Genomic DNA, 19,297 nt, shown 5'->3' on the forward strand with positions numbered 1-19,297 from the left:
GGGGTAGCCGTGACACGTGGGCTAGCCAGCTGGCGCGGTTGCGGGGGCCACGCCGGCGTGTGTCTCGACTTTGCCGGTCACTGGCGGTGCCACCAGGGGTGTGGCCGCGGCGGGAGCGGTGGTGCCAGGTGCTCCGACGGCGTCGTAGAGCTCAGCGTCGTCAGTGGTGATCTTTCCGTTGAGGAAGATGCTGAGGCCGAAACTGATGCCCGTCATGCCAGTCGGGATGGTTGGGGTCGTCCAGATGGCCTGGGCGTAGGTCGGCGAGGCTGCGAACCATGGGCTCGAGGTCCAGTACCGCCAGACTCCGATCGAGTCACGGAGATACACGGCGTATTGGGTGACGACGGACGAGTTGTACCAGCTCCTGAGCGAGTACGTGTGCCCGGGTACGACCGTCGGCGCGCAGTCTCCGAGGTCGAACTGGGGCAGCAGCTTGGCGTCACCTGAGGCGTAACTCGACATCGTGATCGCTTCGGCGCCGGTGCCGGTGTGCGTCGGACTCCCCGTAGCGAAGACGGCGGTGTTCGTGCCGTAGCCGCCGATCATCCAGCAGCTGGGAAGGCCCGTTGCGGGGTTGAAGGTTTCCATTCCCGGGTTCTTCAAGCCGTTGACGCCTGCGGCCGCCGGAGCGACGATCGGGCCAGCCACGACTGGCTTCACGGCCCCGCCGATGACCTGGGCGACCGTCTTCGTGACTGTGTTGTTGGTCGTGGCGCGGGGAGCGAGCCAGGCTGCGAACTGCGCGAACAGGGTCGGAGTGATGGTCAGCCCGAGAGGGTCACAGGTCGTGGCGCAGACGTGGTGGAAGGTGAACTGCACCCAGCCGCCGGTCTTCTCAGCGTTTGTGACCGAATCCTGCAGGTCTTTCAAGGTCCACGTGCTGTCGACCTCGTCGAGGGCCTTGGTGATGAATTTACTTGCCGGCGGGATGGTCTCGGCATAGGCGCAGCCCGCGCAGCCGAACCGGGAACGCAGATCGCCCAGGCCCCTGGCGCTGTTGTAGCCGCAGTCGGAGACGATCTTTTGAACAGCGGCGTTGGTCGAAGCATACGGATACGCGAAGCTGACGGGTGTGAAACCCCAGTTGGTGAGGTTGATCCTGTCGTTGCAGACCTGCCGCTTGGCTTCATCGGAGCTCAGGGTCGTGAGATCCGGGTGGCTCACGGTGTGGCCCCCGATCTCGTTGCCGGCCGCAGCCAGCGAGGTCAGGTTCGCGACGGTGAAGTAGTTCGCGCCTCCGACGAACCCGGAGTTGATGAAGAACGTTCCCTTGAGCTTGTACTGCGCCATAGTGTTGGCTGCGGCCTGCTGGTCGGCGTTACCGTCGTCGAACGTCAGGCTGACGACCGTCTGCGGCTTGGGCGCGGCCGTGGCGGTTGGGGTAGGGCTGGGGGCGGGTGTTGTCGTCGCTGTCGGCGTGGGAGCAGCTGTTGGCGCCTTTGGTGTCGCCGTCGGGGTGGGCGTCGGGGTCGTAGGCGTGGGCGTTGGCGTCGCCGTGGACGGCTTGGGAGTCGGTGTTGGAGTAGCTGTAGCTGTAGCTGCCGCCGTTGGCGTCGCTGTGGGTGGCACAGTCGCCGCCACAGCTCCGGAAGTTCCGACGCCGAATGCCAACGCACCCATACACAGTGCGATGAGGGCCGCGATGCCCATGCGGGTTGCCCGCCGTCGCTGGTCTCGGCGTCTGCTGGCGCGCGTGTTGTTCGCGTTGCTGTCGTGCGCGGGTTCAGATTCGGGGCGATTCGACTTTCTCATGGCACTATTCGCATTTCTCTCTGGTTCTGAATTTCTGGTGACTACTGCTGGCTGGGTGTGATCGGTGATGACGAACGATGACTATTCGACGATGACTATTCGACGGTCACCGATTTGGCGAGGTTGCGTGGCTTGTCGACGTCTCGACCGAGAGCGATGGCAAGGTCTCGCGCGAGGATCTGCAGGGGAACCACGCTCTCGAGTGGCCCACACGGCGCGAAGGTGTGTGGCGCGAAGGATGAGGCGCCATCCGTCTGGAGGAGGTCGACCGGGCCGGCAGCGACGACGGGCACCGAGGTGCCTGGCCCGCCGATCCGGATGATCCGACCACCCCGCGCGTGTACCTCGGCGATGTTCCCGGCGAGGCGTGGGTCGCCGTTGTCGATCACGACCACGGGTGTGCCCGTGTCGACCAGGGCCAGCGGCCCGTGCTTGAGTTCGCCGGCTGGATAGTGCTCGGCCCAGCGGTAGGTGAGCTCCTTGAGTTTGAGAGCACCCTCTGCCGCGTATATGACGCCCGCTCCCCTGCCGAGGAACAGGAAGCCATCTGCCGCAACCAGCTGGGCGATGAGCTCTGGCACGAGAGCGTTGGACACGCTGATCGCCCGTTCGAGCCGGTCGGGCAGGCGGGCCATGTCGTCGATGATCGCCTGGGCCTGGGTGCCAGGTATCTGGCCGTTGGCTACCATCGACGACAGCGCCACGCACACGCCCGTGACGATCTGGGCGACGAAGGTCTTCGTCGCTGCGACCCCTATCTCGGGGCCGGCAAAGCAGTTCACCACTCCGTCGGCACGGCGGGCCAGCGTGGAATGGGAGTTGTTCGTGAGTGCCAGCACCGGGCATCCACTGCCCTGCAGGTCGTCGAGGGCACGCAGAACGTCTGCAGTCTCGCCCGATTGGCTCGTCGCGATCATGAGGGTGCGTTGGTCAAGAACGACCCCCGAAGCTTCGCTGGCGATGATCGAGGTGTGCGGCAGATGAGCGAAAGAGCCGAACGCCGAGGCGATGATACGCCCGGCGTTCAGGGAGGTTCCGCACCCGACCACAGCGACGCGGTCGAATCGAGGCAGGTCGAAATCCTTCCACAGGGACCCGTCACTGACGCGATCAGCGAGCTCGTCGAGAATTCGAGCGACGGTCTCGGGCTGCTCAGCGATCTCTCGGCCCATGAAGTCTTCGTCGTCTGCGGTGAGGGCCTGGATGGTGTTCGACCACGACAGGCTGACCGGCTCCGGCAGGGCAACCCTGACGCCCTTTCGGCTCCACGACGGCGGGCTCGTGAGCTCCACGAGGTCGTCGTCGGCCATCACCCTGAACTGGCTGACCCAGGGGGCGATCGCCGTGATGTCGCTGGCGACGAAGACACCGTGGTCGCTGTTCGCCACCAGGAGGGGCGCGCGGTGGGTCGCCGCGAAGAGCCGCCCGGTGGAGGTCTCCATCACGACGAGCGCCCAGGAACCGGTGAGTCGAGCGGTCGCCGAACATATGGCGGTCTGGATGTCGTCACCCAAGACCAGCCTGTATTCGATCAGATGGCAGACCACTTCGCTGTCGACTCCCGAGGCGAATTCGTGGCCACCGGCCACCAGTTCTGACCGCAGTGCGTCGGAGTTCTCGATGATCCCGTTGTGCACCACGCTGATGAGCCCCGCACAGTCACGGTGCGGGTGCGCATTGGCCTCGGTGACGTCACCATGGGTCGCCCACCGGGTGTGACCGATGCCGACGCCGCCGAGGGTGAGGCCAGCCCAGGCATCGACTCGGGCCGTGAGGTCGTCGATGCGGTCGATCGACCGCAGGGTGGCGACATCGCCGCCCGTGGTGCGAATCGCCACGCCGACCGAATCGTAACCGCGGTATTCGAGTGACTGCAGGGCTGGCAGGAGGTAACTCGCTGCGTTGGCCGGAGTGCTGCAACCGACGATGCCGCACATCAGTGCGCCGCCGATGCAACAGGCTCGTGGCCAGCGACGGTCGAAGCACGAAGCGCTGAGGCCTGCACCATGATGTCGTTGTCGAGCGAGGCCTTGGAAAACAGAGCATCGGCCACTGCGACGATGATCTCGTCGATTCCCGTGCGTGGTACGAAGCCGATAAGGGCGTTCGCCTTGCTGTTGTCAGGGACGCGCCTTCGCATGTCCTCGTATCCGGCCGCGTAAGCATTCTCGTACGGCACTAGCTTGATCGTGCTGGTGCTTCCCGTCAGATCGATGATTCTGGCCGCCAGGTCGATGATCGAGATCTCGTGTGCACCTCCGAGGTTGAAGGCTTGGCCGAGCGCGCTGGGTGTCTCGATCACACGACTGAGCGCCGGCACGATGTCTCCGACGTACGAGAAGCACCGGGTCTGGTGACCGTCACCGAAGACGGTGAGCGGTTCACCCCGGAGCGCCTGCCCGACGAGGTTCGGAACAACCATTCCGTAGCGCCCGGTCTGCCGCGGCCCGACTGTGTTGAACAGGCGCACGATCGCCACCTCGAGCCCGAACTCCTGCCAGTAGGCGTGCGCGAACGACTCGTCGATGCCTTTGGCCGCGGCGTAACTCCACCGCGACTTCAGAGCAGACCCGAGAATTCGGTCGGACTCCTCGTTCAGGCTGTCGGCCTCATTCTTGCCATAGATCTCGCTCGTCGACGCCAGCAGCAGGGTGCGCTTGTAGGCCGTGCAGGCGTCGAGAACACTCTCGGTGCCGTGGATGTTCGTGCGCAAGCTGGTGAGTGGATGCTCGACGATGAGCTTTACACCGACGGCAGCCGCCAGGTGGAACACCCGGTCCGCACCGCTCACGAGGGTGTGCACAGTCTCGGCGTCGAGAATCGATCCTTCGTGGAAGTGAAAACGAGGATCCATGAGATTGTGGGCGATGTTCTGCACCGACCCGGTGCTCAGATCGTCGAGTACCGTGACCTGGTCACCCTGCGCCAGCAGATAGTCCGAGAGATGGCTCCCAATGAAGCCAGCGCCGCCAGTGACCAGGGTTCGCATGGGTAAGGGCGAAGCCTGGTCACGGGCCGGTGTCGCGCTCACAGTTGCACCGCCATCGGGAACACGCTGTGGTTGTAGGTCGTGTCGATGACGAGCTGGTCGCCGGGGATCCAGCTCAGGTCCACGCCCTCGTGGGTGGTGTGCAGGATGATCAGGTCGGCGTTGAACGCGACAGGCTGCGTCACGGCCTGCAGAACGTGGCCGTCTGCAAGCGTCACCAGGTCGAAGTGGTTGTCGAGAAAGCCGACGACGGCACCGTGTTCGCGCAGCCCGCTCAGGATTTCGAGAGCCGGTGATTCGCGAAGGTCCGCAACGTTCGGCTTGTACGAGATGCCGACGACCAGCACCCGTGTCCCGCCGAGTCCGTGGCTGCGCTGCGAGAGTACGTCACGCACTCGTTCGACCACCTGCCTCGGTCGGCGCGCAATGGCGGACATCGCCTCTTCGATCAGCGGGGCATCCACTCGCGTCTTCTTCAACTGCCAGAGGAGATAGTGCGGGTCGCAGGGAATGCAGTGACCGCCGACGCCCGGCCCCGGCCGGAAAGCCATGAAACCGTATGGTTTGGTGGAGGCGGCGTCGATCACGTCATTCACGTCGATGTCGAGCGAGCGGCAGATGTCGGCGAACTCGTTGGCCAGGGCGATGTTGACGGCACGAAACGTGTTCTCCAGGAGTTTGGTCATCTCTGCTGCGGCGAGGGAGCCGACGTGGTGCACGGTGTTCGCGTACCGCCGGAGGAGCCTGTCTGCCTCCTCCTCACACTCGGGAGTCGCTCCCCCGACGACCCGGGGCACGTCACTCTGGTCGAAGCTGGCATTGCCCGGGTCGATGCGCTCTGCCGAGAAGGCGACGAAGACGTCAACGCCGATCGCCAGGCCACGTGCCCTCAGGGGCTTGACGAGGAGATCGTCTGTGCATCCGACGTAGGTGGTAGAGGTGAGCATGAGGGTCTGGCCGGGAACAGCGGCCTCGACGACCATGGCGCACGCCGCCCGGAGGATCGACAGGTCTGGGACGAGGAAGTCGTCGACCGGCGTTGGTACGCAGACGATGATCGCTTTGGCCTTCGAGATCTCGGAGACCTCCGTGGTGAGGGTGAATGTCTCGGACATCATCGCATCGCTGAGTCGCAGCTGGTCACGCTCGAGGAGGTCGGCCTCGCCTCGCACAATCTGTTCGAGCCTGCGCTGGCTGATCTCCAGCCCGACAACCCGCGCTCCACCGCCGAAGTACGACAGGGCCGTCGGGAGACCGACATAGCCGAGTCCGATGATGGCGACGTCGTAGTCGAATGTTGGCCTGTCTGGCCGAGGTCCGACGGGAATCTCGTCGGGTGTTGAATCTCGACGGTCGATGATCGATGTCATGTGCGTGTCCCCTGTTCGTATCGGTTGTCTGCCCTGTTGCCTGGTTGATCCGGGTGCTCCCACAACGTGGGTCTCGCACCGCTCGGGTCTCACACTGGACGGCGGTCTCGGCTCGTGGCAACGCAAAACCCTCAACAGTGCGGTTCTGCGCAGACACGCGGCGGTGGTGAGCCTGCGAGATGCGGTTCTCCGCAGAGTTCCGCACTTCCACCCGCAGATACAAGGTGTGCGGGTCTATGCGGACAAAAGATCCCCGTCGGTCGCAACCCTCCAATACGGTGGGGGCGTCGCTGCGCTGAACGCGTGGCACTGCTTCTGCAGGGCACCCCCTTTTTTTGGGGCAGGCCTCTTGTAGGGCACTGGCCAGACGATCGGGGAGAACACAGAATGAACCAGACGGAGATCGCCTTCATTCTCGTCATGGTGCTTGTGCTGGGCCTCAACACGATCATCTGGGGCACGGCTGGGCTCGCCAGGATAGCGGCGACAGGGATGAACTCGCTCCAGACCCGTTATGACGTGCGCCGCGGGCTGGTGCGGGTTCCGGCCGAGCAGAGTATCGTCAGGCGCCGCGACGTCGCCATACTGATCGCCGCCCACAACGAAGAGACCGTGATTGCGAAGACCCTTCATTCCGCGGGTGCCCAGGTGCCGATGAACCACGTCTTCGTCATCTCGGATGGCTCACACGACAACACAGCCAGGATGGCGATGGATGCTGGAGCCAACGTTCTCGAACTGAACCCCAACCGCGGCAAGGCCGGCGCGCTCGTCGCAGGCATCGAGCACTTCGACCTGGCCGGCGCCTTCGAAGTCGTCGTGCTGCTCGACGCTGACACCGTGCTCTCCGACGACTACCTGCAGACCGGCCTGCCGTTATTCACCGACGATGGAGTTGTGGCTGTGGCCGGCCGCGCGACGACACTCGTCGTTCCGGGAGCCCGGTCTGCGCTGGGACGGGTCCTGGTGGCCTACCGTGAGCGGGTCTACGTGGTCGTGCAGCTCCTGATCAAGTTTGGGCAGGCCGCACGACCTGCGGATGTCGTGTCGATCGTACCCGGCTTTGCGAGCATGTATCGCACGGGCATCCTGAGTCATGTCGACATCGCGGCCGCGGGCCTGACCATCGAGGACTACAACATGACGTTCGAGATCCACGCGAAGAAACTGGGGCGGATCGCGTTCCATCCGGGCGCAGCGGTGGCCTTCACCCAGGACCCCGACAACTTCCACGATTACCTCAAGCAAGTGGGGCGCTGGTCGCTCGGGTTCTGGCAGACCGTGCTGAGGCATCCGTTCCAGCCCCGCAAATTCTGGTTCGCCCTGTACCTCTACGTCGCTGAACTCGTGGTGAGCAGCGTGCTGGTGCTCCTTCTCGTGCCGATGATCATCGTCTCGGCCCTGAGCAGCGTGTTCGCCTCCGCTGGGTGGGACGGCACCATCGGCGGTGTCTCAGTGGGCGTGGGAATACCGGTGTACGTGCTCGTCCTCGGGTTCGTGATACCCGATTACCTGCTGACCATTCTCACAGCCGCGGCCACCCGTCGGCCCGTCTACCTGCTGCTCGGATTCGCCTTTCCTCTCCTGCGGATCGTGGATGCCGCGGTCTGCCTCCATCGCCTGCCCGAGGCGATCATCGGCGAATCGAACGGCGTGTGGACGAGCCCTTCGCGGCGCGGCGCAGAGCTGGTCTCCGAGCAGGTGCCCACGACGGGATCAGCGCTCGCCGCTCAGGGCCGACGTCGGGGAGACGAGCTCTGATTGCGTCTCGTAGTGCGTGAGCAGCGCCAAGAGGTGTGTGCGCGAATTCGCCCCGGTCTTGCGGTAGATCTGGGTGAGGCGCACTTCGACGGTGCGAAGTGAGATGTAGAGTCGCGCAGCGATCTCCTTGTTCCTGAAGCCACGCTGGATCATGTGAACGATAGCCAGCTCGTTGTCGTTCAATTCGAAATCGGGTCGTGCTTCAGGCGGGGGCTGGGCCACCCTCTGGGGGCGCACGACGGATTCCGTCCAAGCCGGGGCGCCGATCCGTCCGAAGAGATGATGCGCACGAGCACGGGCACTGTTGCCCTGTTCCGGGCCTGAGATCCGGTCGAGCCGCGATGCGTAATTCAGTAGGGTTCTTCCGAGCTCGTAGGGCGAATCCGCCGGTGTGAAGAGCGCGAGAGCTTCTTCGTACGCGGCGATGGCCCGATCATCCGGTGCCACAATCGCTCGTGCACGGGCAGCTGCCAGCAGTGACCACCGCATCGGCGTCCGTGCACGCTGTTCGTCGAATTCTGCGAGCAGGTCAAGGGCATCCTGCGGCGAGTTCCCGCGCACCGTCGCCTCGATCAAGTCGGGCAGGTATCGCGGGTGGAGCGTGAACGGAAGCTCGGCGGTGAAGGCGCGAACCCGATCGAATTCATCGACCGCCTGCTCGACTTCGCCGCGCATGAGCGCCGTGGTTCCCTGGTTGGCGAAGAACCGCGCACCCAGAACCGGATTCCGGTCTCGTTCGACCAGAGTGAGGCACTCAGCGATCAGAGGGCCCGTCAGTTCACTCTTTCCGCGAATGGTCAGACACCAGGTCTGCAGAAGCAGTTGGCGCAGCCGCATCACCCGGGATTCGATGTTCAGCTGGTCGACGAGGGCTCCGGCCTGGTCGAAGTGACCCGCGGCGATGTCGTTCTCTGCAGCGTAGATCCGAACCGTGTCGCGCAACACGCTCGCAGATTCAGGGGCGTGAATGAGCATTCTCGAGAAGATGCGGCGCGCATCGTCGTGATGTTCGGCAAAGGTGAGGGCGCGCGCCGCATCAAGCTGAGACGCGATGGGATCGGACTGGAGTTCTGCCGCGTCTGCGGAGAGAAACGAGGGCAACCGAGGTTCGAGCGTGCCCCCCAGTGCCCGCACCACGACCGTGCGAAGGTCGAATCCCGTCGACACGCCGTCTGATGCTCCTACCGTGAGGCACGGGTCCTGCCCTGGAATCAGGGCGTCGCCGGCCACGCTGTCGGTTTCGATCTTCGCGAGGTAGCGGTTCGCTTCTGCAGTCTCGCCCCTCTCTGCAGCAAGGAGACCTGCGGTGGCGCACAGCTCATTGATCTCGACCCGGATGCTCGGCTGGGCCACATCGGCCGTCTCGATGTGTGCCCAGACATCGTCGGCGGCGATTCGCTCCTCGAGGAGGAACGTCGCAATCACCTTCACCCTGAAGAGCGCAAGAGCGAGCGTCGGTTCGATCGACGCCGACAGACCGAGTGCGCAGTACCGAAGGACGAGCTCGAGGTCGCCGCGATCGACGAATGCGCGAACCACCCCCAGCATCTCCTCGATGCTCGACTGGGTGCGGTGCCTCAGAAGAAGAGCTCGTTCGACGAACTCCACAGCTGCCGTACGGAAGCCTTCGGTAGCCAGTGCGGCGGCACCTTCCAGAAGGCCCGGCCCCGTTGACCCCATGATGCTCCAGGATTCGTGCCAGCATGCCAGAACAGGATCGGATTCCCGATTCACGTGGGCGAGGAGCGCATGCTCCTCGCGTCGTTGCCCGGATTTCATGCCCCAATAGAGGCCGGAGCGCACAAGAGGATCGCTCACCAGAACGTAGCGGCCGTCGATGTGCACCAGCCGACTGCTGACCAGATCGTCGATCGCGTCTGTCGCCTCCGGGTTGTCTCCGATCAGGCTTTCGAGGTGCACAAGAGGGGCTGTACTCACGGATTTCAGGATCTGCATCGTCTTTTCGTCGATCCCGGCGATCGCGTTCCGGGCGAATTCCAGCATTCGGGGCCCGGGTCTGAACGGAAGCGCCAGACCCGACTCGCCTTTGAGCTGCTCATCGGTGAGCGATTGCACGATCTCCGTCAGGGAGACAGGATTTCCCTCGGCGAAATCACAGACGATCTGCCTGGTGCCGGGCTCGGCATCGGGCCCGGCGAAGGTGGTGAACAGACGCTCGGATTCGGCTCGGTTCAGACGATTCAGCGCAACGGCTGACAACCCGGCGAATGGTGAGTTCACGGGTAGCTCCTGAAGTGAGAGCACAAGGCGGATTCCGGTCGAGGTGAGACGGGTGCTCATGAAGCCCACGATGACCTGGCTCTCCTCATCCATCCTGTCGGCATCGTCGAGCAGCACGACTACAGGGTCGAGTGAGAGCCCTCTCAGGAGCGAGAGCAGGGCGTTGGCGGCAGCGAAGAGGTGTTCCTTCTCGCCACTTGCGACGGTGAAACGCCCCGTGAACTCCGCCAGGCGAGAATCGCCCAGATTCGCGATCATCAATGACAACCCGGAAAGCGGAATCTCCGACTCGGAGGGATTCGCTCGAACAAGCACCGACCGCATGGGCAACAACGGGCGCGCCGATTCGAGCAGACTCGTGCGGCCAAGACCCGGCCCCCCATAGACCACGACAGCGTTCTCTTCGGGCTGTTGCCCGACCGAGACGATTCGCGATAACGCCGTTTGGCGCCCAATGAGGTTCATGGTGTGGTTCAACCCGCGAGGGCCGCGAGATCCTAACGTTTGGCTCTGCAAAGTGTGTTTCGGCTTTACGTATGGAGTCTTTCAGCACACCGTTCGGCGTGTCTGCCACCTGAAATGGGGGTGGTTCTTTGACGAATTCGAGGAATTTCCGCCAGGAGCTTCGAAGATGACCCAGCACGGAGTGAGCCAGAATGAGTGCATGACTGACTCCGAACGTCTCCGGTTGGCCCAGGCGAATGACGGGTCTGTCGCCTGGCGGGACTGGGGGCCGTACGTCGCTGAGCGCGCCTGGGGTTCGGTTCGCGAGGACTACAGCGCCGACGGCGACGCGTGGGCGTCTTTCCCCCACGACCATGCGCGAAGCCGCACATACCGCTGGAACGAAGACGGTATGGCCGGGTTCAGTGACATCGGGCAGAAATGGTGCCTTGCCCTGGCCCTGCACAACGGGGTCGACCCGATTCTCAAAGAGCGCATGTTCGGGCTCACCGGCCCCGAAGGCAATCATGGCGAAGACGTCAAAGAGTACTGGTGGTACCTCGACAGCACGCCGACCCATTCGTTCAACACCTGGCGCTACCACTACCCGCAGGCCGAGTTCCCCTATGACGACCTCATCGACACGAACGCCCGGCGCAGCAAGCTCGAATCCGAATACGAGCTGGTCGACACGGGGATCTTCAACGACTCCCGTTACTGGGTGGTCACCGTCGACTACGCCAAGGAGGGCCCGCACGATCTCCTGATGCAGATCACTCTCGAGAACGCCGGTCCGGATGCTGCGACCATCGAGGTCCTGCCAACACTCTGGTACCGCAACACCTGGTCCTGGGGGTATGAAGGCCAGGGAGAGAGACCGCGACTGCACTCTCCCGGGCCTGCTGGGTCGTCGACCATAGTCGGCGAAACTCCCGACGGGCACCGCCTGGTTCTGCGGGGAGAGTCCGGCGGTCATCCACTGTTCTGCGACAACGAGACCAACACCGCACGGCTCTTTGCCTCTGGTGTCCCCGACGACGATGAACTCGAGTCGCCGGCATTCCCCAAAGACGGCATCAACGACTTCATTGTTGCGGGAGCGGAGACCGTGAACCCTCAGGGTGAGGGCACCAAAGCGGCGCTGCACTACACGGTGACTGTTGCTCCGGGTGGGTCGCGGGTGATCAGAGTGAGGCTGACAGGCGGGTACGACGAGCCGCTCTCGGCCCCTGAGCCGCCCGCCTCGGCTTCCGCTTCCTCCGCTTCCTCAGACGCGGCTTCCCCAGACACCGCCTCGTCCGACCCGGCATCTTTCGACACGGCTCTTTTCGACACGGCTTTTTTCAACACCACCTCTTTCGACGAGATCGTGACCCTGAGAAAGCAGGAAGCCGACGCGTTCTACGCCGATGTCACGCCCGGCGACGCCAGCGACGATGAAGCCCGCGTGTTGCGCCAGGCGTTTGCGGGGCTGCTCTGGTCGAAGCAGTTCTTCCACTTCAATGTGGACAAGTGGCTCTCGGGAGACCCGGCCTCTCCCCCGCCGCCACCAGAACGCCTGACGATCAGGAACCAGCACTGGCGACACCTCGACGCCCACGACGTGATCCTCATGCCCGACCCGTGGGAGTATCCGTGGTTCGCCGCCTGGGACCTGGCCTTCCACTGCGTGACCCTGGCTCACATCGATCCGGAGTTCGCCAAGGCGCAACTCATTCTCATGCTGCGCGAGTGGTACATGCACCCGAGCGGCCAGCTCCCGGCGTACGAGTGGAATTTCTCCGATGTGAACCCGCCCACTCATGCCTGGGCAGCCCTGCAGGTCTTTCTGCTCGACGGCGGAACCGACTTCAGCTTTCTCGCGCGGGTGTTCCACAAGCTGCTGATGAACTTCACCTGGTGGACGAACAACAAGGACCACGGGGACAACAACCTGTTCGAGGGCGGGTTCATGGGGCTCGACAACATCGCCCCTCTCGACCGCTCGAAGCTGCCGCCCGAAGTCGGCATCCTCGAGCAGGCCGATGCGACCGCGTGGATGGCCATGTACGCGCTCGACCTGCTGAACATCGCTGTGCGACTCGCTTCGAACGACCGCTCGTACGAAGACGTGGCCACGAAGTTCTTCGAGCACTTTCTGCAGATCGCCGATTCGGCGAACGACACCGCCCTCTGGGACGACACCGACGCCTACTTCTACGACGTGCTTCATCTCGCGGACGGACGGGATGTGCCGCTCAAAGTCCGCTCCCTGGTCGGGCTCGTGCCCGTTGCCGCCTCGCTCGCTTTCGTGGCTCACGGACAGCTCGATCTGCCGGAGTTCAAGACCAGGGTCGCCTGGTTTCTCACCAATCACCCGCGACTCGCGAAAGCGGTGCACGGTCGTCACGGGCCGGAGGACGACCGGTACCTATTGGCCCTCGTCTCTCCGGAGCGGTTGCATCGCATCGTGACGAAGGTCTTCAACGAACAGGGAATGCTGTCAGACCACGGTATTCGCGGCATCTCCGCGTATCACCGCGAGCATCCCTTCAGTGTCGAGGTGAACGGTCAGACCGCGAGTGTCGACTATGAACCCGCGGAATCCACCTCCGGGCTCTTCGGGGGCAACTCCAATTGGCGTGGGCCGGTCTGGTTTCCGCTGAACGTGCTGTTCATCGAAGCGTTGCGAAACTACAGTTCGGCCGTCGATGAGCCTGTGGATGATGGCCCAGGGGGCGGCGACCCGGATGACGACGCCGTCGTCGAGTTCCCGCTCGGTTCCGGCGTCTTCATGAGCCTCGATTCCGTTGCTGACGCCCTCTCTCATCGGCTCATCTCGCTCTTTCTGCCGGGGCCCGATGGCCGACGGCCGGCGGATGCCCGTTACGACCTGCTCTCAACCGACCCCCGATGGAAGGACAACGTCTTCTTCTATGAATACTTCGACGGTGACACCGGCCAGGGGCTCGGTGCCTCACACCAGACGGGGTGGACCGCGCTCGTCGCCCATCTCATCCTGACGACCGGTGGTCGCGAGGCACCTTTGACCGGCGAAGTCTCATAATCGCTTCGCCTGCGCGGGGCCGATGGTTGTCGGAAGCCGACAGTCAGCTACGGGAGCAGGGGTGGCTCCGCGCATACTGTCTTGGATCCGCACCGCTGTAGACGGTGCTGAGGCGCTACAGAGAGGTTGCAGCCACAGATGAGCATGAGCACCACTGAGTACACGAACGACGAGAGTCCTCGATCCGATGGATCGGTTTCAGCCAGACCTGTTCCAGATGATGCTCGGGTTTCCACGCGCTATCTCGCGGACCGGCCGTGGCTGGTGAGTTACGCCTCCGGCGTTCCCACCGACATCGAACTGCCCGAGGGGTCACTCAGCGACCTGATTCGCGCTTCGGTGAAGACCTACGGGTCGAAGGTCGCCCTCGAGTTCTTCGGTGCTGAAACCACCTACAAACAGCTCGGCGAGCAGATCGACCGCGCGGCGGAGGGCCTCCGCCGAATGGGCGTGAAGCACGGCGATCGTGTCGCCCTGGTGTTGCCGAACTGCCCCCAGCACATCGCTGCCTTCTACGCAGTACTGCGACTCGGCGCGATCGTCATCGAACACAACCCGCTCTACACGCCGAAAGAACTCCGGCACCAGTTCGAAGACCACGGAGCCCGGGTCGTGATCGCGTGGGACAAGGTATGCGAAACGATCCAGAAGATGCCCGACGATCTTGCAGTGCAACACCTGGTCTCTGTCGACCTCACCGAAGGCATGCCTCTGCACACACGGATTGCACTTCGGCTGCCGGTGAAGAAGGCACGCCTGGCCCGCGATGCTCTGCACGGAGTCGCGCGCCACACCACTGCCTGGAAGACGCTGCTGAATCACCGCCGGATCAAGGATTCGGTACCCGGGCCCATCAGGGAGGACCTTGCTCTTCTTCAGTACACCAGCGGCACCACCGGCAGCCCGAAAGGCGCCATGCTCACCCACCTCAACCTGCACGCCAATGCACTGCAGGGGCGGGCCTGGCTGCCCGAGCTCCGTGAAGGAGGCGAAGTCGTCTACGGCGCTCTCCCGATGTTCCACGCCTATGGGCTCACCCTCTGCCTGACGTTCGCCATGAGCGCGGGTGCGCGGCTCGTGCTGTTTCCCCGATTCGATGTCGACCTGGTTCTCCGGGCAGCGAAGAAGCATCCACCGACGTTCCTGCCTGCCGTGCCACCCATCTACCAGAAGCTCGCCCAGACGGCCAGGGATCGAGGCGTCGATCTTCGCGGCATCCGGTTCGCGATCTCCGGCGCAATGACGCTGCCGGCCTCGACCGTGAGCCTCTGGGAAGAGGTCACCGGGGGCATCCTGGTCGAAGGCTACGGCCTCACCGAGACTTCACCTGTGGCGCTCGGCAACCCCGTCGGCCCAAGCCGTAAGCCCGGCACGATCGGTGTGCCATTCCCCAGTACCGAGATCCGCATCGTCGACCGCGAAGACACGACTCGCGACCTGCCCCAGGGTGAGGCGGGTGAGCTCCTGATCAGGGGGCCGCAGGTCTTCGCGGGGTACTGGCAGAAGCCCGATCAGTCGCGTGACGTGCTGATCGATGAGGGCTGGTTTCGCACCGGCGACATCGTCACGGCCGACTCCGACGGATTCGTCACAGTCGTCGACCGCATCAAGGAGCTCATCATCACGGGCGGATTCAACGTCTCGCCCTCGGAGGTCGAGGAGGCGGTTCGCCTCCACCCGAGCGTGAAGGACGCCGCCGTGGTCGGCCTGCCCGGTGCCGGTGGGAGCGAAGACGTCGTCGCGGCTGTCGTGCTGGTGAAGGGTGCGAAGTTCGATGAGAAGGGCATCCGGGACTTCTGTCGTGACCACCTCACCGCTTACAAGGTGCCCAGGCGCATCGTGGTCATCGACGAGCTCCCGACCTCGCTCATCGGCAAGGTGCTGCGCCGCAGGGTGCGGGAGGATCTGCTCGCGCAGGACTGAATGAACGCACAGTGCCGGCCGTACAGACACCGTCCCGCGTGCACGCAAAAACCGGGTGCCGCTGCCTCCAAAGAGGAAGCGACACCCGGTTTTCTGCTGTGAAGCTGGTTGTTGCTGTGAAGCGTTTGGTGCAGGTGGTGGTTACACCGCGTCGAGTGCGTAGCTCTCTTCGCCGTGAACCACTGTGTCGACGCCAGCGATCTCGTCTTCGTTGGTGATGCGGAAGCCCATCGTCTTCTGGATGATCGTGCCGATGATCCAGGCGAGAACGAAGGAGTAGACCAGCACTGACAAGGCGCCAAGCCCCTGAGCCTCGAGCTGCGAGAGCGGGTTGGAGTCGCCAGCAGCGATCCGGTCGATGAGGCCGATTCCGTTACCGAAGATGCCGATGTAGAGCGTACCGATGATTCCACCGACGAGGTGGATACCCACGACGTCGAGCGAGTCGTCGAAGCCGAGCTTGAACTTCAGCTCGATCGCGACACAGCAGACGGCACCGGTGATCAGACCGAGGAGCATGCCCCAACCGGGCGTCAGGATGTTACACGCCGGGGTGATGGCGACCAGGCCGGCGACTGCACCAGAAGCGGCACCGATCGACGTTGCCTTGCCGTCTTTGATCTTCTCGACGATCAGCCAGCCGATGATTGCAGCGGCGGGAGCAGCGAGCGTGTTGATCCAGGCGGTGGCCGCGATGCCGTCGACAGCAGCTTCAGAACCGGCGTTGAAGCCGAACCAGCCGAACCAGAGCAGCGAAGCGCCGAGCAAGGTCAGAGGCACGTTGTGAGGCTTCTGGATGCCCTTCTGGAATCCGATGCGCTTGCCGAGAACCAATGCCAGGGCGAGGCCGGCTGCACCGGCGTTGATGTGCACTGCGGTTCCACCGGCGAAGTCGTTCACGCCGAGGTTGTAGACGATCCAGCCACCGTCGGAGACGACGCCGTCGGTGAGGGTGAAGTTGAACACCCAGTGAGCGACGGGGAAGTACACGATGGTCACCCAGAAGAAGGCGAAGACCATCCAGGCGCCGAACTTGGCGCGGTCGGCGATCGCACCGGAGATGAGGGCGACCGTGATGATGGCGAACGTCGCCTGGAAGCCGGCGAACGCGAGGCCGAAGAGGTTCGGGCCCGATCCGTCCGGTGCCGAGATGAGGTCGCTCAGGAAGAACTGGCCGGTCGGGTTTCCCAGAACGCCCTTGATCAGGTCGTTGCTGGTGTCGCCGGCAACCGTACCGAAAGCGAGACCGTAACCGTAGATCATCCAGAGCACACCGACGAGGCCGATGGCTCCGAAGCTCATCATCATCATGCTGATAACGCTCTTCGCCTTGACCATGCCACCGTAGAAGAAGGCGACACCGGGGGTCATGACGAGCACGAGCGCTGCGGCTACCAGCAGCCACAGGGCGTTGATCGTTGTTGCAAGTTGCCCTGCTGTTGGATCATCTGCTAGGAACATTGAAAAATTACCTCTCTCGAACCGAGTAAATGCACCGGTGCGCAGGACAATCCGGGTTCATGTCGGGATCTGCTCGCCTCGGCTACACCGTTAGCATCGTGGGTCGAGGTTTCGACAGGTGTCGAACCATGTTTCGGGCGCGTAACGCGATTGAGACGTTTGTAACATCTGTGTTTCGGCGAACCGACAATTCGATTGAAATGTTTACCCCTTGTTTGGGGCACATTTCATACCATCCGCTGTCGGTTCTCAGTACTGGGTCGAGGCGATGAGACGGGAGACCGAACGCAGGTATTTCTTGCGGTAGCCGCCGTTCAGCATGTCACCGGCGAACACCTGGTCCAGCCGCACGCCAGAGGCGTAGATGGGCAGCTGAGCGTCGTAGACGCGGTCGATGAAGGCCACGAGCCGCAGGGCATCCGTCTGGTTGTGCAGTTCGACCACGTCTGTCATCACCAGCGCATCGACGTCGTCGAGGAGCTTGATGTACTTCGACGGGTGAAGCGAGCCGAGGAAGGCCACGATCTGCGAGAAGGAGTCGACGGTGAATCGGGCACCGTTGGATTCGAGTGAACTGATCTGCGCGGCAAGCTCTTCGGAGCTCATCGTCTTCGCGTGTCCCTCGATGTCACGGCGGCGGTAGTCGAGTCCGTCGATCCGGATGATGTCGAAGCGGTCGGCCAGTGCCTGAATTTCGCGCAGGAAGTCCTGGGCTGCGAAACGACCCTCCCCCAGGGCGTTCGGTGGCGTGTTCGATGTCGCAGCGAGCTTGCTGCCGGTGGCGACGAGGTCGCCGAGCAGGCGCGTCATCATCATCGTGTCGCCCGGGTCGTCGAGCTCGAACTCGTCGATGGCGATGAGTTTCGCGCCGGTGAGGAGTTTCACGGTCTCGGCGTACCCGAGTGCGCCGACCAGGGCAGTGAACTCGATGAACGTGCCGAAATACTTGGGCCCGGGAGCCGCATGCCAGAGCGCGGCGAGCAAGTGGGTCTTTCCGACGCCGAACCCGCCGTCGAGGTAGATTCCCGCTTTCGCAGCCGGAGCCTTCTTGCCGCGCCCGAAGAACCCGGTGGGTTTGGCGGGAGCCCAGCTGCCGGCGAACTCTCTCACCGTCTGGAGTGTTGCGGCTTGTGACGGATGATCGGGGTCGGGCCGGTAGGAGTCGAACGATGCCGTGTCAAACTGGCGTGGTGGCACAAGCACCGCAGCCATCTCCGCACCGCTCAGAGTGGGCCGGAGGTCGACGAGGTGCAAAGGAAGAGTTGTGCTGTCAGTTGTCATCACTGGCTATTAAAGCGCACGTTCGAAGATCGGCCCTCCCCCGGGGCCGCAAGGAGGTAACAATGGCCGTCGAAACAGACCCCAACCCGAAGTTCGCCGAATACGCACACCCCGACCGGCTGGTGAGCACCGAGTGGCTCGAAGCCCATCGTGACGACATCGATGTCGTCGTCGTCGAGTCCGACGAAGACGTGCTGCTCTATGAGACGGGCCACATTCCCGGCTCGGTGAAGATCGACTGGCACACCGACCTCAACGATCCCGTGACGAGGGACTACATCTTCGGCGAGGAGTTCGCGACGCTCGCAGGCTCCCGGGGCATCTCCCGCAACTCCACCGTGGTCATCTACGGCGACAAGAGCAACTGGTGGGCCGCCTACACGCTCTGGGTCTTCAGCCTCTTCGGCCACGAAGACGTTCGACTGCTCGATGGTGGCCGTGACAAGTGGATCGCCGAAGGGCGTGCCATCACCACCGAGGAGCCCGAGGTGACGCCGGTCGAATATCCGATCGCCGAACGCAGTGACGTCGAGATCCGCGCGTTCAAAGACGACATCGTGCCTCACCTGAACGAGGGCGGAAAGCTCGTCGACGTGCGATCACCAGAGGAATACAGCGGAGAACGGACCACCGCACCGGCCTACCCCGAAGAGGGTGCCCTGCGGGCCGGGCACATCCCGAGTGCCCACAACGTTCCCTGGGCCAAAGCTGCCGCTGAAGACGGCACGTTCAAGCCGCTCGCCGACCTCAATGCGATCTATCGCGACCAGCTCGGCCTGACCGACGACGATGCAGTGGTGGCCTACTGCCGCATCGGCGAGCGGTCGAGCCACACCTGGTTCGTGCTGACGCACCTGCTCGGCTTCGAGGGGGTGCGCAACTACGACGGCTCATGGACGGAGTGGGGCTCTGCTGTGCAAGCGCCGATCGTGCAGGGCTCGGAGCCGGGCGAGCACGTCGCGCGCTGAGGTACGGCAGCTCAGTTTCGTTCATGAGGGTCATTCGTGAGTGTCGTTCTTGAGAGAA

Annotated in this window: 11 protein-coding genes; 4 read left to right on the forward strand and 7 right to left on the reverse strand. The window is 63.6% G+C overall.

Annotated elements, in window-relative coordinates:
* Nucleotides 1–21 precede the first annotated feature (21 nt).
* The 4 genes from KPL76_RS11765 to KPL76_RS11780 form a co-directional block, all read right to left on the reverse strand.
* Nucleotides 22–1,755, reverse strand: a complete 1,734-nt coding sequence (locus KPL76_RS11765; protein ID WP_253202022.1) for a polysaccharide deacetylase family protein — start codon at nt 1,753–1,755, stop codon at nt 22–24.
* A gap of 95 nt (nt 1,756–1,850) precedes the next feature.
* Complete coding sequence (gene glmS / locus KPL76_RS11770; RefSeq protein WP_216333706.1) at nt 1,851–3,692, reverse strand: glutamine--fructose-6-phosphate transaminase (isomerizing); 1,842 nt, start codon at nt 3,690–3,692, stop codon at nt 1,851–1,853.
* On the reverse strand, nt 3,692–4,744 hold the full coding sequence (locus KPL76_RS11775) for an NAD(P)-dependent oxidoreductase (protein WP_216333707.1): 1,053 nt from the start codon (nt 4,742–4,744) through the stop codon (nt 3,692–3,694). Before KPL76_RS11775 ends, glmS begins: the two co-directional genes overlap by 1 nt.
* A 38-nt stretch (nt 4,745–4,782) precedes the next feature.
* Entirely contained in the window at nt 4,783–6,114 is a 1,332-nt protein-coding gene (locus KPL76_RS11780; protein WP_216333708.1) for a nucleotide sugar dehydrogenase, read from the reverse strand.
* Between the two features lie 387 nt (nt 6,115–6,501).
* On the opposite strand from KPL76_RS11780, the gene KPL76_RS11785 reads away from it, so the two are divergent.
* Nucleotides 6,502–7,875, forward strand: a complete 1,374-nt coding sequence (locus KPL76_RS11785) for a glycosyltransferase (RefSeq protein ID WP_216333709.1) — start codon at nt 6,502–6,504, stop codon at nt 7,873–7,875.
* On the opposite strand, the gene KPL76_RS11790 is transcribed toward KPL76_RS11785, so the two are convergent.
* Complete coding sequence (locus tag KPL76_RS11790; RefSeq protein ID WP_216333710.1) at nt 7,831–10,581, reverse strand: LuxR family transcriptional regulator; 2,751 nt, start codon at nt 10,579–10,581, stop codon at nt 7,831–7,833. The two genes, KPL76_RS11785 and KPL76_RS11790, sit on opposite strands and share 45 nt — an antisense overlap.
* Before the next feature lie 199 nt (nt 10,582–10,780).
* On the opposite strand from KPL76_RS11790, the gene KPL76_RS11795 reads away from it, so the two are divergent.
* Together KPL76_RS11795 and KPL76_RS11800 are read left to right on the forward strand one after the other, a co-directional pair.
* Nucleotides 10,781–13,606: a glucosidase gene (locus tag KPL76_RS11795; RefSeq protein WP_216333711.1), complete on the forward strand. Its 2,826-nt coding sequence runs from the start codon at nt 10,781–10,783 to the stop codon at nt 13,604–13,606.
* Nucleotides 13,607–13,744: 138 nt separating this feature from the next.
* Nucleotides 13,745–15,529 carry a long-chain-fatty-acid--CoA ligase gene (locus tag KPL76_RS11800; RefSeq protein WP_253202024.1) on the forward strand — a complete coding sequence of 595 codons (1,785 nt, stop codon included), beginning with the start codon at nt 13,745–13,747 and terminating at the stop codon, nt 15,527–15,529.
* 141 nt (nt 15,530–15,670) lie between these two features.
* Here KPL76_RS11800 and KPL76_RS11805 read toward each other — a convergent pair whose 3' ends face one another.
* Together KPL76_RS11805 and zapE are read right to left on the reverse strand one after the other, a co-directional pair.
* Nucleotides 15,671–16,990, reverse strand: a complete 1,320-nt coding sequence (locus KPL76_RS11805) for an ammonium transporter (protein ID WP_216333712.1) — start codon at nt 16,988–16,990, stop codon at nt 15,671–15,673.
* A 249-nt stretch (nt 16,991–17,239) separates the two neighbouring features.
* On the reverse strand, nt 17,240–18,271 hold the full coding sequence (zapE, locus tag KPL76_RS11810) for a cell division protein ZapE (RefSeq protein WP_216333713.1): 1,032 nt from the start codon (nt 18,269–18,271) through the stop codon (nt 17,240–17,242).
* Between the two features lie 62 nt (nt 18,272–18,333).
* Here zapE and KPL76_RS11815 point away from each other — a divergent pair, with 62 nt between their 5' ends.
* Nucleotides 18,334–19,239 (forward strand): sulfurtransferase, encoded by a 906-nt coding sequence (locus KPL76_RS11815; protein ID WP_216333714.1) that lies wholly within the window; start codon nt 18,334–18,336, stop codon nt 19,237–19,239.
* The last annotated feature ends 58 nt before the right edge of the window (nt 19,240–19,297 follow it).

This window comes from Subtercola sp. PAMC28395, from assembly GCF_018889995.1.
Classification (GTDB): domain Bacteria; phylum Actinomycetota; class Actinomycetes; order Actinomycetales; family Microbacteriaceae; genus Subtercola.

What these genes read in the sequence shown, in the direction of transcription:
- KPL76_RS11765 (WP_253202022.1), bottom strand. Translation starts at nt 1,755, where the DNA reads ATGAGAAAGTCGAATCGCCCCGAATCTGAACCCGCGCACGACAGCAAC.
- glmS (WP_216333706.1), bottom strand. Translation starts at nt 3,692, where the DNA reads ATGTGCGGCATCGTCGGTTGCAGCACTCCGGCCAACGCAGCGAGTTAC.
- KPL76_RS11775 (WP_216333707.1), bottom strand. Translation starts at nt 4,744, where the DNA reads ATGCGAACCCTGGTCACTGGCGGCGCTGGCTTCATTGGGAGCCATCTC.
- KPL76_RS11780 (WP_216333708.1), bottom strand. Translation starts at nt 6,114, where the DNA reads ATGACATCGATCATCGACCGTCGAGATTCAACACCCGACGAGATTCCC.
- KPL76_RS11785 (WP_216333709.1), top strand. Translation starts at nt 6,502, where the DNA reads ATGAACCAGACGGAGATCGCCTTCATTCTCGTCATGGTGCTTGTGCTG.
- KPL76_RS11790 (WP_216333710.1), bottom strand. Translation starts at nt 10,581, where the DNA reads ATGAACCTCATTGGGCGCCAAACGGCGTTATCGCGAATCGTCTCGGTC.
- KPL76_RS11795 (WP_216333711.1), top strand. Translation starts at nt 10,781, where the DNA reads ATGACTGACTCCGAACGTCTCCGGTTGGCCCAGGCGAATGACGGGTCT.
- KPL76_RS11800 (WP_253202024.1), top strand. Translation starts at nt 13,745, where the DNA reads ATGAGCATGAGCACCACTGAGTACACGAACGACGAGAGTCCTCGATCC.
- KPL76_RS11805 (WP_216333712.1), bottom strand. Translation starts at nt 16,990, where the DNA reads ATGTTCCTAGCAGATGATCCAACAGCAGGGCAACTTGCAACAACGATC.
- zapE (WP_216333713.1), bottom strand. Translation starts at nt 18,271, where the DNA reads ATGACAACTGACAGCACAACTCTTCCTTTGCACCTCGTCGACCTCCGG.
- KPL76_RS11815 (WP_216333714.1), top strand. Translation starts at nt 18,334, where the DNA reads ATGGCCGTCGAAACAGACCCCAACCCGAAGTTCGCCGAATACGCACAC.